We start from the raw sequence: 14,950 nt of genomic DNA on the forward strand, positions 1-14,950 counted from the left end.
CGCGACGTCCTCACGTGGTGGGGGAGTGATCAGCCCTTGAACCAGTGCTGCGGAACGGGATCGATGTTCTGGTAGACGTGCTTGCTCTCCTGGTACTCCGCGAGCCCGGACGGTCCGAGCTCGCGGCCGATGCCGGACCGGCCGAACCCGCCCCACTCCGCCTGCGGCAGGTAGGGGTGGTAGTCGTTGATCCACACGGTGCCGTGGCGCAGCGCCCCGGCGACCCGCTGGGCGCGGGACGCGTCCGACGTCCACACGGCTCCGGCGAGCCCGTACTCGGTGTCGTTGGCCAGCGCGATCGCGTCGGCCTCTTCGGCGAAGCGTTCGACGGTGACGACCGGGCCGAAGACCTCTTCCCGGACGACCGCCATGTCCCTGGTGCAGTCGGAGAACACCGTCGGGCGCAGGAAGAAACCGCTTTCGTACTGCGCGCCTTCGGGTCGCTTGCCCCCGGCTCGGAGCGTTGCGCCTTCTCTGAGAGCGCCTTCGATGTACCCCTCGACCTTGGCGCGGTGCTGCGCCGAGACGAGCGGGCCCGTCTCGGTGGCGGGATCGAGGCCGTCACCGACCCGGATCGCCTCGGCGCGCGCGGCGAGGTCCGCCACGAACCGGTCATGGATGCCATCCTGGACGATCAAGCGCGCGCCCGCCGAGCAGACCTGTCCCGAATGGACGAACGCGGCCATCAGCGCGTAGTCGAGGGCGGTGTCGTAGTCGGCGTCGTCGAAGACCACGTTCGGGTTCTTGCCACCGAGCTCCAGGGCGACCCGGCGGACGCCCTTCGCGGCGGCCGTCATGATCTTCTCGCCGGTCGCGTAGCCGCCGGTGAAGGAGACGAGGTCCACGGCCGGGTGCTCGACCATCGCGGCGCCGACGTGACCCGGGCCGAGCAGGAGGTTGACGACGCCCGCCGGGGCCCCGGCCTCTTCGAGCAGCGCGACCAGCTTGATCGTGGTCAGCGGCGTCACTTCGCTGGGTTTGAGCACCGTCGTGTTGCCCGCGGCGAGTGCCGGGGCGAGCTTCCAGGACATCTGGAGCAGCGGGTAGTTCCACGGCGCGATCAGCGCGCAGACGCCGACGGGCTCGTGCACGATCCGGCTGACGACGGTCGCGCTGCCGGCGTCGACCACCCGGCCGGCGTCCTTGCCGGCGAGGTCGGCGTAGTAGCGGAAGACGGTGGTGACGTCGTCGATGTCGATGCGGCCTTCGCCCAGCGTCTTGCCGGTGTCGAGGCTCTCGGTGCGGGCCAGGTCCTCGCGGTCGCGGACCAGCAGGTCGGCGACGCGCCGGAGGAGTTCGCCGCGCTCGGTGGCGGTCGTCTTGCGCCACGGCCCGTCGTCGAAGGCCCGGCGCGCGGCTTCGACGGCGGCGTCGACCTCCTCGCGGCCGGCCTCGGCGACGCGTTCGATCACCTGGCCGGTGGCGGGGTTCAGCACGTCGGAGGCGGTGCCCCCGGACGCGTCCGTCCAGATCCCGTCGATGTGCAGGTCCTTCATGCGGCCCCTTCCGGATCGGCAGTGGCTGCGGGCGGTGCGTCGAGTGCGTACATTTGTACGCGAGACGTGTACAGATGTCCACAAGTAGGGTCGGCCGGGGCGGCGTGCGACGATCTGTCCGTCGCGCCCGAGACGCACGAAGGGGGCTGCTCGACACCGATGTCGAAGACCGAATCCACCGCGGTGTCCGCTTCCGGGCGCCGTCGCGGCCCCAACGACCCCGACCGGCGCGCGCGCATCGCGAAGGCGGCGATCGAGGTCGTCGCCCAGCGGGGCATCGACGGCCTCACCCACCGCGCGGTCGCCGCCGCGGCGGGCGTCCCGCTGGGCTCGACGACGTACCACTTCGCGACCCTGGACGACCTGCTGGAAGTGGCGCTGCACGAGGCCGCGGAGAAGAACGTCCACGCGCTGAAGGAGTGGGAAGCGGCGCTGCCGCCGGAAGCCGACTTCGCCGCCGCGCTGGCCGAGCTGGTCATGGGCTACATCAACGAGCAGTACCGGGACACGGTCGTCGAGTACGACCTGTACGTCGCGGCCCTGCACCGCCCCCGCCTCCGCGCGGCGAGCGCGGCCTGGGACCAGGCGCTCATCGCGTTCTTCGGCTCCCGCACCGACCCCCTCACCGGCCGGCTCCTGGCCGGCCTGTTCTGCGGCCTCCTGATGCAGGCGGCCCTGGCCGACCCCCGCCCGGCCCGCGAGGAGATCGAAACCCTCTTCCGCCGGGCCATCCACGGCCCCGCCGCCTGACCCGGACGGTCGGCTCACGTACCCAGGGAGTCGGCTCGCGTACCTGGAGGGTCGGCTCACGAACCGACCCGCTGGGTACGCGAGCCGACTGTCCGGGTACGTGAGCCGACCCTTCGGGTACGCGTGTCGTCCGAAACGTGCCGGAAATCTTGGTGTGGGTTGAAAAACTTGGGTTGACACGGGGTTTGGGTGGGAGTCACTCTGTTCCGGAGTGAGCAACAAGACGCGTTCTGCGCAACTACTCCCGTACTGACCGCGGAGAGGACCCCCGACGGTGACCACTACCGATCTCCCGCCGAGCCTGCTCGCCACGCTGCCCGGCTCCTACTACACCGATCCGGCGATCTTCGCGCTGGAGCAGTCGAAGATCTTCGAGGCCGACTGGTTCTGCGCCGTGCGCAGCGCGGACCTCGCCGGGCCCGGGGCGTTCGAGACCGTGCAGATCGGCAAGGAGAGCGTCCTGGTCTCGCGGGGCCGGGACGGCAAGCTGAACGCGTTCCTCAACGTCTGCCGCCACCGCGGCGCGCGGCTGTGCACCGACGACTCCGGCACCGTGAAGCGCGCCTTCCAGTGCCCGTACCACGCCTGGACGTACGGCCTCGACGGCAAGCTGATCGCCGCGCCCAACCTCACCGGCATGCCGGACGTCGACCGCACGACGTTCGGGCTCACCCGCGTCCACCTGCGCGAGTGGCTCGGGTACGCGTGGGTCTGCCTGGCCGAAGAACCGCCGCCGTTCGAGGGCAGCGTGGTCGCCGCGGTCACCGAACGGCTCGGCGGCGCGAGCGCGATCGAGGCGTACGGCGTCGACGGCCTCGCGCTCGGCAAGCGCGTCGAGTACGACGTGAAGGCGAACTGGAAACAGATCATCGAGAACTTCATGGAGTGCTACCACTGCGCGACGATCCATCCCGAGCTCACCGAGGTCCTGCCGGAGTTCGCCGACGGGTACGCCGCGCAGTACTACGTCGGCCACGGCGCGGCGTTCGGCGGTGAGGTCCGGGGCTTCACCATCGACGGCGGCGAGGGCGTCGACCGGCTGCCCGGCGTCACCGAGGACCAGGACCGCAAGTACTACGCGATCACCATCCGGCCGCAGGTGTTCGTCAACCTGGTGCCGGACCACGTGATCCTGCACCGGATGTTCCCCCTGGCCCCGGACCGGACGCTGGTCCGCTGTGACTGGCTCTACCTGCCCGGCGTCGTCGAGTCCGGGCGTGACCTGACACGCTCGATCGAACTGTTCCACCGCGTCAACCTGCAGGACTTCGAGGCGTGCGAACGCTGCCAGCTCGCGATGGACTCGCGCGCCTACGCCGGCGGCGGGGTGCTCGTGCCCAGCGAGCACCACATCGGCGAGTTCCACGACTGGGTCCGTGGTCGCCTCTCGTGAGTGTTTAGGGCGGTTCTAACCGCCCTAAACACTCACGAGGCTTCAGATCAACGCCCGGATGGCGGCCTCGAAGCCGGTGACGTGCTCCAGCGTCAACGCGGCGGCCTTCTCGGCGTCGCCCTCGATGATCGCGGTGAGGAGCGGGACGTGCTCGTCGACGTGGCCGGCCATCCCGGGCAGCCGGGGCACGAACACGCACCAGATCCGCGTCGCGAGGTTGTCGTACCGGATCAGCGTGTCCTCGAGGAACGGGTTGTGCACGCACCGGTAGATCGCCCGGTGCAGGGCGAGGTCGGTGCGCAGCAGCTCGGCGTTGTCCCCGGCCGGGACGCCGACGTCGAGCTGCGCGCGCAGCTCGGTGAGCGTCGCCCGGTCGGCCGTGGTCGCGCGCCCGGCCGCGGCGGCGGTGGCCATCGGCTCCAGCGTGCGCCGGACCTCGGAGATGTGCGCGAGGTCGGAGATGTTGACGTCGGTGGCGAACGTGCCCCGCCGCGGGTAGGCGACGACCAGCCGCTCGGATTCGAGGCGTTTGAGCGCCTCGCGGATCGGCGTGCGGCCCATGCCGAGGGTGGTGCCGAGCCACTCCTCGTTGATCGGGTCGCCCGGCCGGATGTCGAGCATGACCAGGCGATCACGGACGAAGAGGTACGCCTGTTCGGCCAGCGATGGGGGATTGACCGGTGGGTTCACACCGCTTAGCCTACATCGACAATTGATATATCAGAAGTCGACCAGGAGGACTCGGATGCCTCGCACCCCCGGCGCGGACCTGCCGGACCACCCGGACTTCCTCTGGGACGACCCGGAACCCAAGCCGGCCTACGACGTGATCGTCGTGGGTGGCGGCGGGCACGGCCTCGCCACCGCGTACTACCTGGCGAAGGTGCACGGCATCACCAACGTCGCCGTGCTGGAGAAGGGCTGGCTCGCGGGCGGGAACATGGCCCGCAACACCACGATCATCCGCTCCAACTACCTCTGGGACGAGAGCTCCGGCATCTACGAGCACTCCCTCAAGCTGTGGGAAGGCCTCGAAGAGGACCTCGGTTACCCGATCCTGTTCAGCCAGCGCGGCGTGCTGAACCTCGCGCACAGCCTGCAGGACGTCCGCGACAGCGTCCGCCGCGTCGAAGCCAACAAGCTCAACGGCATCGACGCCGAATGGGTGGACGCCGAGGGTGTCAAGGAACTGTGCCCGATCGTCAACACCTCGCCGGACGTCCGCTACCCGGTGCTCGGCGCGACCTACCAGCCGCGCGCGGGCATCGCGAAGCACGACTACGTGGCCTGGGGCTTCGCCCGCGCGGCGCACGCGATGGGCGTCGACCTCATCCAGAACTGCGAGGTCACCGGCATCTCCACGGTCGACGGCCGGGTCACCGCGGTCGAGACGTCGAGGGGCCGGATCGCCGCGGGCAAGGTCGCGTTGTGCGCCGCCGGGCACTCGTCGGTGCTGGCCCGCATGGTGGGCCTCGACCTGCCGCTCGTGTCGCACCCGTTGCAGGCCTTGGTGTCCGAGCTGCTGGAGCCGATCCACCCGACGGTCGTCATGTCGAACGCCGTGCACGTCTACGTTTCCCAGGCGCACAAGGGCGAACTCGTGATGGGCGCCGGCATCGACAGCTACAACGGCTACGGCCAGCGCGGCTCGTTCCACATCATCGAGCAGCAGATGGCCGCCGCGCTGGAGCTGTTCCCGGTGTTCGCGCGGGCGCACCTGCTGCGGACGTGGGCCGGCATCGTCGACGTCAGCCCGGACGCGTCCCCGATCATCGGCCTGACGCCGGTCGAGAACCTGTTTCTCAACTGCGGCTGGGGCACCGGCGGTTTCAAAGCCACACCGGGCGTCGGCGACGTCTTCGCGGCCACCATCGCGCGGGGCAAGCCGCACGAGTACGCCGAACCGTTCACGCTCGACCGGTTCACCACCGGTGCCCTCGTCGACGAGCACGGCGCCGCCGCCGTCGCGCATTAGGAGCAATCATGCAGTTGATTCCTTGCCCGTGGTGCGGGCCGCGTGAAGAGGCCGAGTTCCACTACGGCGGCCAGGCCCACGTCGCCTACCCGGAGGACCCGGCCGCACTGTCCGATGAGGACTGGGCCAAGTTCGTCTTCTTCCGCGCCAACCCGAGCGGGCCGCTCGCCGAGCGCTGGAGCCACTCCGCGGGCTGCCGGCGGTGGTTCAACGCCGTGCGCGACACCCGCACCCACGACCTCCTGGCGGTCTACCGCCTCGACGAGCCGAAGCCGGTGATCCCGTGACCCGACTTTCCGGCGTCCCGCTCAAGTTCACCTTCGACGGCCGTGAGCTGACCGGTTTCCTCGGCGACACCTTGGCTTCCGCGTTGCTGGCCAACGGCATCCACCAGGTCGCGACCAGCATCAAGTACGGCCGGCCGCGCGGCATCGTCGCGGCGGGTGTCGAGGACTCGAACGCCCTGGTGCAGATCGAAGCGCCGTTCCCGGAGCCGATGCTGTCGGCCACCACCGTCGAGCTGTACGACGGCCTCGTCGCGCGCGGCCTGTCCGGTCAAGGTCGCCTGGCCGCCGAGCCCGACCCGGCCCGGTACGACGCCAAGCACGCCCACTGTGACGTCCTGGTCGTCGGCGCCGGCCCCGCCGGTCTCGCCGCCGCAGCCGAAGCCGAAGGCCGGGTGCTGCTGGTCGACGACCAGTCCGACGGCGAAGCTCCCGAGGGTGTCCGGTTCCTCTCGCGCACCACGGCGTTCGGCATCTACGACGACGGTTTTGTGCTCGCCCTGGAACGACGGGGCGAGCCCGCCGCACCCGAGCGGATCTCGCGGCAGCGGGTCTGGCGGATCCGGGCGAAACGGATCGTGCTGGCCACGGGGGCCCACGAGCGGCCGATCGTGTTCCCGGACAACGACCGCCCCGGCATCATGCTCGCCGGCGCCGCGCGTACCTACCTGAACCGCTACGGCGTCCTGGCCGGGCAACGGGTGGTCGTGTTCACCACCAACGACAGCGCGTACGACGCCGCCTCCGACCTCGCGGCGGCAGGCGCCGAGATCGTGCGGATCGTCGACGCGCGCGAGGGCTACGGCGTCATCGGTACCGACGGCGTCGAGCACATCACCGCCGTCCACGTGGCGAAACTGGGCGAGACGACGGGGGAGCGCGTCGAGTGTGACCTGCTGCTCGTGTCCGGCGGCTGGAACCCGGCGGTGCACCTGTTCAGCCAGGCCCGCGGCAAGCTCCGGTACGCGCCGGAGCTGGGCGCGTACGTCCCCGATGGTGACCTGCCGACCGTGCGGGTTGTCGGAGCCGCCGCGGGCGAGGGACTGCCGGAGGCCATGACACTCTGGCAGGTGCCCGCCCCCGAGTCCGAAGTGGACACCCGGTTCGTGGACCAGCAGCGGGACGCGACCGTCTCGGACGTCCTGCGCGCCACCGGCGCCGGACTGCGCTCGCTGGAGCACATCAAGCGCTACACCACCATCGGCACCGCGCACGACCAGGGCAAGACGTCCGGCCTGCTCGCCGCGGGTATCACCGCCGAAGCCCTCGGCGTCGACCTGGCGACGCAGCGGCCCACGACGTTCCGGCCGCCGTACACGCCGGTGTCGTTCGCCGCGCTGGCCGGACGGCACCGGGGTGAGCTGCACGATCCCGTGCGTGTCACCATGATCCACCCGTGGCACGTCGAGCACGGCGCCGAGTTCGAGAACGTCGGCCAGTGGAAACGGCCGTGGTTCTACCCGCAACCCGGCGAGTCGATGAACGACGCGGTCCGGCGCGAATGCCGGGCGGCGCGCACCGACGTCGCGGTGATGGACGGGTCCACTTTGGGCAAGATCGACGTCCAAGGCCCGGACGCGGGAGCGTTCCTCGACATGCTCTACACGAACATGATGAGCAACCTGCGTGTCGGCCGCATTCGCTACGGCGTGATGTGCGGGGTCGACGGCATGGTCCTCGACGACGGCACGGTCATCCGCGTCGCCGACGACCGCTTCCTCGTCACCACCACGACCGGCAACGCGGCGATGGTCCTGGAGTGGATGGAGGAGTGGCTGCAGACGGAATGGCCGCACCTCGACGTCTTCGCGACGTCGGTCACCGAACACTGGGCCACCATCCCGCTGGTCGGCCCGCGCTCCCGGGAGGTACTGGGCGCGCTCGCACCCGGACTTGACGTGAGCAACGACGCCTTCGGGTTCATGACCTGGCAGGACGCCGAAGTCGCCGGCATCAAGGCGCGGGTCTGCCGGATCAGCTTCTCCGGCGAGCTGGCCTACGAGATCAACGTCCCTTCCTGGTACGGACTCGCGCTCTGGGAGTCCATTGTGGACGAGAGCGCCACGCCGTACGGCACCGAAACCATGCACGTCCTGCGTGCCGAGAAGGGCTACCCGATCATCGGCCAGGACACGGACGGCACGGTGACGCCCCAGGATCTCGGGATGTCCTGGGCGGTGTCCAAGAAGAAGGCCGACTTCCTCGGCAAGCGGTCCTTCGCCCGCACCGAGAACAACCGGCCGGACCGCAAACAGCTCGTCGGCCTGCTGCCCGTCGATCCGTCGGTGCTCCTGCCGGAGGGATCCCAGATCATCGAATCCGACGTCGTGCCCGAACCGCCGGTGCGGATGCTCGGCCACGTCACCTCCAGTTACCACAGCGCCGCGCTGGAACGGACCTTCGCGCTGGCCTTGGTGCGCTCGGGCCGAGAACGCGTCGGCGAGACGCTGTACGTCCCGATCGGCGACCGCGTGGTGCCGGTGACCGTGACCGAATCCGTGCTCTTCGACAAGGAAGGAGCCCGCCGTGACGGCTGAAGCGGTCGAAGAACCGTTCCGCACCCAGCTCACCGTGCGCCTCCGTGACGGGCACGCTCTGCTCGGCGTCGCCCTGCCCGAGCCGTGCACGTTCACGAGCGGCAACGGCGTGGACATCCTGTGGATGGGTCCCGACGAGTACCTCGTGCTCGCCGAGCCCGGCCGCCAGGCCGAGCTGGAGGCGTCACTTTCACGTGAAAGTGACGCGGTGGTCGACGTCTCGGCGCAGCGGGTGACCGTGCAGCTGACCGGGGTGCACGCCCGGGACGTTCTCGCCCACGGCTGCTCGATCGACCTTGACGAGTCGGTGTCGCCGCCCGGTACTTGCGTGCAGACCCTGTTGGCCCGCACCGGGATCGTGCTCATGGTCCGGGAAGACGGCTTCACGATCCTCGTGCGGCAGTCGTTCTCCGATTACTTCAAGGCCTGGCTGGCCGACGCGAGTCCGGAGTACGTGTCATGACCTTCACCCTGACGCTCAAGTGTCCCGAGCGCTCGGGCATCGTGCACGCCGTCACGACGTTCCTCGTCGGGCAGGGTTGCGACATCGTCGAGCACCAGCAGTTCGACGACGACGTCCGCGGCTCGCTGTTCCTGCGCACGTCGTTCACCGCACCCGGGGAGGCCACAGTGGACGAACTGCGCCGCGACTTCGCTGTCGTGGCCGGGGACTTCGGGATGGAGTTCGACCTCTCCGACGGGACACCGCCGCGGCTGCTGGTGATGGTGTCGAAGTTCGGGCACTGCCTCAACGACCTGCTCTTCCGCTGGCGCGCGGGCGGCCTCGGCGCGGACATCGCCGTCATCGTGTCCAACCACGAGGACCTGCGGCCGATGGCCGAGGCGGCCGGCGTGCCGTTCGAGCACGTGCCCGTGACGCCGGAGACCAAACCGGAGGCCGAACAGCGGCTGCTCGACCTGGTCGGCGAGTACGCCGTGGACCTGGTGGTGCTCGCGCGGTACATGCAGGTGCTGTCCAACGACCTGTGCCTCAAGCTCGAAGGCCGCGCGATCAACATCCACCACTCGTTCCTGCCCGGGTTCAAGGGCGCCAAGCCCTACCACCAGGCCTACGACCGCGGCGTCAAGTACGTCGGCGCGACCGCCCACTACGTCACGCCCGACCTCGACGAAGGCCCGATCATCGAGCAGGAGGTCGCGCGCGTCGACCACACCTACTCGCCGCGCGAGCTGGTCACCGTCGGGCGCGACGCCGAAGCGCTCGCCCTGTCCCGCGCGGTGCGCTGGCACTGCGAACGCCGCGTCCTGCTCAACGGCAACAGCACCGTCGTCTTTCGTTAGAAGGAGTTCCGCCATGACCGCACCGAAAGTCGTGATCATCGGCGCCGGCATCGTCGGCGCGAACCTGGCCGACGAGCTGGCCGCCCGCGGCTGGGCCGACATCACCGTGCTCGACCAGGGCCCGCTGCCGCGCACCGGCGGGTCGACGTCGCACGCGCCCGGCCTGGTGTTCCAGACCAACGCGTCCAAGACGATGACGGAGTTCGCGAAGTACACCGTCTCGAAGTTCCTGGAACTGGACTGTTTCCTGCAGGTCGGCGGCATGGAGGTCGCGACGACCCCGGCGCGCTGGGAAGACCTCAAGCGCAAGCACGGCTGGGCGACGTCGTGGGGCGTCCAGGGTTCGCTGATCGACGCCGAGGAGTGTGTCCGCCGCTGGCCGCTGCTCGACGGCTCGCAGGTCTTCGGCGGGTTGCACGTGCCGACCGATGGGCTGGCGCGGGCCGCGAAGGCGGTCGAGGTGCTGGCGGAGCGGGCCACCGCGCGAGGCGCTCGTTTCATCGGGTCCACAAAGGTCATCGACGTCCTTCAGGAAGGCGGGCGCGTCACCGGTGTCCGGACCGACCAGGGGGATTTCCCGGCGGACATCGTCGTGTCGTGCGCCGGGTTCTGGGGCCGCGAGATCGGTGCGATGGCCGGGATGGACGTCCCGCTGCTGCCGCTGGCGCACCAGTACGTCAAGACCGGGCGGATCGACGAACTCGTCGGGCGCAACAGTGCTGATGCGTTCTCGGCGGGAAAGAGTGCCTCGAACGGCGAAGAGGTCGAAGCGAGCCTGCCGATCCTGCGTCACCAGGACCAGGACCTGTACTTCCGCGAGCACGTCGACCGCATCGGCATCGGCTCCTACGCCCACCGCCCGATGCCGGTCGAAGAGTCCACATTGGACCCGTCGGTGACCGACAGCGCCATGCCGTCGATGCTGCCCTTCACCGAAGAGGACTTCGCGCCGTCGTGGGAGCAGAGCCAGCTGCTATTGCCCGCGCTGCGGCAGGCGAAGGTCGAGGAGGGCTTCAACGGCATCTTCTCCTTCACCCCGGACGGCCAGTCGCTGGTCGGCGAATCGGCCGACGTCCGCGGGTTCTGGATCGCCGAAGCCGTCTGGGTGACGCACTCCGCGGGCATCGCCAAGGCCGTCGCGGAGCTGCTGGTCGACGACCGGTCGGAGACCGACCTGCACGAGGTCGACGTCCACCGCTTCGAAGACGTCCAGCTCGCGCCGTCGTACGTGCACGAGACGGCGCAGCAGAACTTCGTCGAGGTCTACGACATCCTGCACCCGTTGCAGCCCAAGCTGTCGCCGCGCGACCTGCGCGTGACGCCGTTCCACGTGCGGCAGCGCGAGCTGGGCGCGGTGTTCCTGGAGGCGGGCGGCTGGGAGCGGCCGCACTGGTTCGAAGCCAACGCGCCGCTGTTGAAGAAGCTGCCGCACGACTCGCTGCCACCCGCGCGCGACGGCTGGTCCGCCCAGTTCCACTCGCCCATCGCGGCGGCCGAGGCCTGGCAGACGCGCAACGCCGTCGCGATGTACGACATGACTCCGCTGAAGCGCGTCGAGATCAGCGGACCGGGGGCACTGGAGTTTTTGCAGGGGCTGACGACCAACCAGCTCGACAAGTCCGTCGGGTCGGTCACCTACACGCTGATGCTGGACGAGGCGGGCGGCGTGCGCAGTGACGTCACGGTCGCGCGGCTCGGGCCCGAGCTGTTCCAGGCCGGGATCAACGGCGCCATCGACGTCGACCACTTGGTGAAGCACGCGCCTCCGGGGGTGCAGGTCCGCGACACCACCGGCGGCACGTGCTGCATCGGCGTCTGGGGGCCGCTCGCCCGCGATCTCGTGCAGCCGCTGAGCGAGGACGACTTCTCGCACGCCGGGTTGAAGTACTTCCGGGCGCGGAAAGCGCGGATCGCCGGGGTGCCGGTCGTCGCGATGCGACTGTCCTATGTGGGCGAACTCGGCTGGGAGATCTACACCGGCGCGGACAACGGCCTGCGGCTGTGGGACGCGCTCTGGGCGGCCGGGCAGCCTCTCGGCGTCATCGCCGGCGGGCGGGCCGCGTTCAACAGCCTGCGCCTGGAAAAGGGCTACCGGCTGTGGGGCACCGACATGACCACCGAACACGACCCGTACGAGGCAGGCGTCGGCTTCGCGGTGCGCCCGGCCAAGGGTGACTTCCTCGGGCGCGAAGCCCTCGGGAACCGGACGTCGACGCGGCGCCTGCGGTGCCTCACGATCGACGACGGCCGGACCGTGGTGCTGGGCAAGGAACCGGTGTTCGTCGACGGTGTCCCGGCGGGGTACGTCACGAGCGCGGCGTACGGCTACACGATCGGGAAGCCGATCGCGTATGCCTGGCTGCCGGAGTCGGCGGACGTCGGCAGCGGCGTCGAAATCGAGTACTTCGGCCGCCGGGTGCCGGCGACCGTGGCGGCGGAGCCCCTGTTCGACCCGGCGATGGAACGGATCCGGAGGTGAGTCATGCGTGACCAGATCATGAGCGACTTCCTCAAGGCCCTCGCGTCCCGCGACGCGTCACCAGGGGGCGGGGCGACGGCGGCGCTGCACGTCGCCCAAGCCGCGGCGCTGGTGGCCCGCTGTGCGGAGGACCGTGCGGTGGTGGCCGAGGCGGAGGCGTTGAGCATGCACGCGCTGCGGCTGGCGGAGAAGGACGCGCACGCGGTCACCACCGTCAGCCGGGCCTCGGGCAACCCGGACGCGCTGCTCGACGCTCAGCGAGAGGCCTGCGTGCCACCCGCGGCCGTGATCGCCGCGGCGGCGGTGGTGCTGGACCTGGTGGAGCGGGTTCCCCCGGATCCCCGGGTGGTGACCGACCTCGCGGCGGCGGCCGAAGCGGCTCGCGCGGCGGCGGTGACGGCCCGGGTGAGCATCGAAGTGCGGTGTTCCGGCGCCGCCTCGGGCCGGGGGCTCAGCCACCCGGAACCCCCGGCCGTCCGGGCGGGCTTGGCGGACGACGCGGCGCTGCGTGAGGCCGTCGCGGCCGTGGGCGGGATCTGCGAGCGTGCGGACCGCGTCACCGAGGCGATCCGGTCGGGGGTGGCGCTCAGTCGCTGAAGTCGCCGTTCATCGACTGCGTGCCGGCGCCGTCCCCGCCGCCGCTGCTGCTGGTCTGGAGCCGGCCGTCCACCTTCGCCGTCGCGTTCACCGAGCCGTCCGCGTACCGCATGACGACCTGGTACTCGTGCTTGCCGGTGTGCGGCGGGAAGCTGAACGTGCGGCTCCAGGGCAGCTTCACGTTCTTCTCTTCGGTCGCCTTGCCGTCGACGGTGCAGGTCAGGGTGGTGACGACGGCCGTGCCCGAGACGTCGAACACCAGCCGGTGCGGCTCGCCCGCCGCGGACGGCTCCGGTGCCGGTGTCCCGGTGGTCGTGCCGCTGCAGCCGACGACCAGGAAAGCGGCCGCGACCAGCACGGCGGTGCGCTTCATGCGGGAAGGGTAACGTCGATCACACTGGACCGGTCCCGGCGTTCGGGTGGGTACATCCACAGCAACTCCATGGAACCGGACAAGGAAATTCTCAGGAACGCGGCGTTTGCTGGAACGGCGAAGGCGTGCCGAGGGCTGGGAGCAAGGGCATGAGCGAGTACGACCGACGGCCGCAGGGCGGCGGCGAGTACCCCCACGGCTACGGCCGGGGGGAGTACCCGCAGGGCTACTACCAGTCCGGCTATTACCAGCCCCGGGAGCAGCCGTACGGCCAACCGCAGGACCAGCCGCGCGACCAGTGGGGCCGCCCGTACCCGCCGCAGCAGTCCCCGGCCCAGCCGCAGTACGGCCGTGAGGGGCACCCTCACGGCTTTTACGGTCCTGAGGGTGCCCCTCAGGATCCTTATCGCCCTGAAGGTGCCCCTCACGGCTTTTACGGCCGTGAGGGTGCCCCTCAGGATCCTTATCGCCCTGAAGGTGCCCCTCACGGCTTTTACGGCCGTGAGGGTGCCCCTCACGACCCTTATCGCCCTGAAGGTGCCCCTCAGGGCTCTTACATCCCTGAGGGTGCCCCTCACGGCTTTTACAGCCCTGAAGGTGCCCCTCACGGCGTCGGCTACGGCTATCCGCCGCCCGCCTACCAGCCGCCGCCGCGCAGGCGGCATCCGCTGCGGACGCTCACCGTCACCGTCGTCGCGGTGGCGCTGGCCGTCGTGGCCGGGCTCGGCATCGGGCACCTGATCTCGGCGAACAGCCCCACCGCGAGCGGCAACCAGAACTTCGGCTTCTCCGGGCAGCCCAGCGCGTCGGCCACGGTGCTCGACGCCGGCGCCGTGGCCGCGAAGGTCAACCCGGCCATCGTCAACGTCAACACCGAATTGGGCCTGCAGGGCGCGGCCGCCGCGGGCACCGGCATCGTGCTGACCCCGGACGGCGAAATCCTGACGAACAACCACGTCGTCGCCGGCGCGACCAGCATCAAGGTCACCAGCATCGGCACCGGCGACACGTTCACCGCGCACGTCGTGGGCTACGACCGCGGCGAGGACATCGCGGTGATCCAGCTCGAAGACGCGTCCGGGCTGCCGACGGCGGCCATCGGCGACTCCTCGACGGTCAAGGTCGGCGACCAGATCCTCGGCCTGGGCAACGCGGGCGGCCGCGGCGGCGACCCGGTGCCGGCGCCGGGCACGGTCACCGCGCTCGACCAGTCGATCACCGCGTCCGACGAGTCCAGTGGCTCGTCCGAGCAGCTCACCGGGCTGATCCAGGTGCAGGCCAACATCGAGTCGGGTGACTCCGGCGGCCCGCTGGTCAACGCGAACGCGCAGGTCATCGGCGTCGACACGGCGGCGTCCACCGGCTACCAGCTCAACGGCCGCCGCAGCGGCGCGGGCGGTCAGGGCTTCGCGATCCCGATCAACCAGGCCATCGACATCGCGCACCAGATCGTCGCGGGCACCGCGTCGGACAAGATCCACATCGGCAAGACGGCGTTCATCGGCGTCTCGGTGTCGGACGGCCAGGGCGGCGGCGCCCAGGTCCGTGACGTCGTCGCGCGCGGCCCGGCCGAGCGGGCGGGCCTGACGGCCGGCGCCGTGATCACGGCCATCGACGGCAAGGCGACCGGCTCGGCGACGGCGTTGACCAACGTGATGGACACCCACCACCCGGGCGACCAGCTGACGCTGACCGTGTCGGACGCTTCCGGGGCGCAGCGGCAGATTCAGGTGAAGGCCATCGAAGGCCCCGTGGGGTAAGGGC

14 protein-coding genes are annotated in these 14,950 nt (G+C 70.2%); 10 read left to right on the top strand and 4 right to left on the bottom strand.

Going from position 1 to position 14,950, the window contains the following annotated elements:
* Nucleotides 1-29: 29 nt before the first annotated feature.
* Complete coding sequence (locus OG494_RS46425; protein WP_328449924.1) at nucleotides 30-1,496, bottom strand: aldehyde dehydrogenase family protein; 1,467 nt, start codon at nucleotides 1,494-1,496, stop codon at nucleotides 30-32.
* 159 nt (nucleotides 1,497-1,655) lie between these two features.
* Between OG494_RS46425 and OG494_RS46430 the strand changes: the two genes are divergently transcribed.
* Entirely contained in the window at nucleotides 1,656-2,246 is a 591-nt protein-coding gene (locus OG494_RS46430; RefSeq protein WP_328449926.1) for a TetR/AcrR family transcriptional regulator, read from the top strand.
* Between the two features lie 274 nt (nucleotides 2,247-2,520).
* Nucleotides 2,521-3,639, top strand: coding sequence for an aromatic ring-hydroxylating oxygenase subunit alpha (locus OG494_RS46435; protein ID WP_328449928.1), 1,119 nt, complete (start codon nucleotides 2,521-2,523; stop codon nucleotides 3,637-3,639).
* Between the two features lie 42 nt (nucleotides 3,640-3,681).
* On the opposite strand, the gene OG494_RS46440 is transcribed toward OG494_RS46435, so the two are convergent.
* Nucleotides 3,682-4,329, bottom strand: a complete 648-nt coding sequence (locus OG494_RS46440; protein ID WP_328449930.1) for a GntR family transcriptional regulator — start codon at nucleotides 4,327-4,329, stop codon at nucleotides 3,682-3,684.
* A 55-nt stretch (nucleotides 4,330-4,384) separates the two neighbouring features.
* On the opposite strand from OG494_RS46440, the gene OG494_RS46445 reads away from it, so the two are divergent.
* Genes OG494_RS46445 through OG494_RS46475 form a run of 7 tightly spaced genes read left to right on the top strand, consistent with a single transcriptional unit; the run spans nucleotide 4,385 to nucleotide 12,813 of the window.
* Nucleotides 4,385-5,614 (top strand): sarcosine oxidase subunit beta family protein, encoded by a 1,230-nt coding sequence (locus OG494_RS46445; protein WP_328449931.1) that lies wholly within the window; start codon nucleotides 4,385-4,387, stop codon nucleotides 5,612-5,614.
* Between the two features lie 8 nt (nucleotides 5,615-5,622).
* Nucleotides 5,623-5,901 (top strand): sarcosine oxidase subunit delta, encoded by a 279-nt coding sequence (locus OG494_RS46450; RefSeq protein WP_285475991.1) that lies wholly within the window; start codon nucleotides 5,623-5,625, stop codon nucleotides 5,899-5,901.
* Entirely contained in the window at nucleotides 5,898-8,435 is a 2,538-nt protein-coding gene (locus OG494_RS46455; protein WP_328449937.1) for a 2Fe-2S iron-sulfur cluster-binding protein, read from the top strand. The genes OG494_RS46450 and OG494_RS46455 overlap by 4 nt, the downstream gene beginning before the upstream one ends.
* Entirely contained in the window at nucleotides 8,425-8,898 is a 474-nt protein-coding gene (locus OG494_RS46460; RefSeq protein ID WP_328449939.1) for a sarcosine oxidase subunit gamma, read from the top strand. Before OG494_RS46455 ends, OG494_RS46460 begins: the two co-directional genes overlap by 11 nt.
* Nucleotides 8,895-9,737: a formyltetrahydrofolate deformylase gene (gene purU, locus OG494_RS46465; protein ID WP_328449941.1), complete on the top strand. Its 843-nt coding sequence runs from the start codon at nucleotides 8,895-8,897 to the stop codon at nucleotides 9,735-9,737. Before OG494_RS46460 ends, purU begins: the two co-directional genes overlap by 4 nt.
* Before the next feature lie 13 nt (nucleotides 9,738-9,750).
* The gene (locus tag OG494_RS46470) at nucleotides 9,751-12,216 is read left to right on the top strand and encodes a GcvT family protein (protein WP_328449943.1); all 2,466 of its coding nucleotides are present in this window, start codon (nucleotides 9,751-9,753) and stop codon (nucleotides 12,214-12,216) included.
* Between the two features lie 3 nt (nucleotides 12,217-12,219).
* Nucleotides 12,220-12,813, top strand: coding sequence for a cyclodeaminase/cyclohydrolase family protein (locus OG494_RS46475; RefSeq protein ID WP_328449945.1), 594 nt, complete (start codon nucleotides 12,220-12,222; stop codon nucleotides 12,811-12,813).
* Here OG494_RS46475 and OG494_RS46480 read toward each other — a convergent pair.
* Together OG494_RS46480 and OG494_RS46485 are read right to left on the bottom strand one after the other, a co-directional pair.
* Complete coding sequence (locus OG494_RS46480) at nucleotides 12,803-13,186, bottom strand: hypothetical protein (RefSeq protein ID WP_328449947.1); 384 nt, start codon at nucleotides 13,184-13,186, stop codon at nucleotides 12,803-12,805. The two genes, OG494_RS46475 and OG494_RS46480, sit on opposite strands and share 11 nt — an antisense overlap.
* A complete protein-coding gene (locus OG494_RS46485; RefSeq protein WP_328449949.1) occupies nucleotides 13,183-13,923 on the bottom strand; it encodes a hypothetical protein in 741 nt (246 codons plus the stop codon). Before OG494_RS46485 ends, OG494_RS46480 begins: the two co-directional genes overlap by 4 nt.
* On the opposite strand from OG494_RS46485, the gene OG494_RS46490 reads away from it, so the two are divergent.
* Nucleotides 13,885-14,946, top strand: a complete 1,062-nt coding sequence (locus OG494_RS46490) for a S1C family serine protease (protein ID WP_328449951.1) — start codon at nucleotides 13,885-13,887, stop codon at nucleotides 14,944-14,946. The genes OG494_RS46485 and OG494_RS46490 overlap by 39 nt on opposite strands.
* Nucleotides 14,947-14,950: the final 4 nt, after the last annotated feature.

Source organism: Amycolatopsis sp. NBC_00438 (assembly GCF_036026695.1).
Classification (GTDB): domain Bacteria; phylum Actinomycetota; class Actinomycetes; order Mycobacteriales; family Pseudonocardiaceae; genus Amycolatopsis.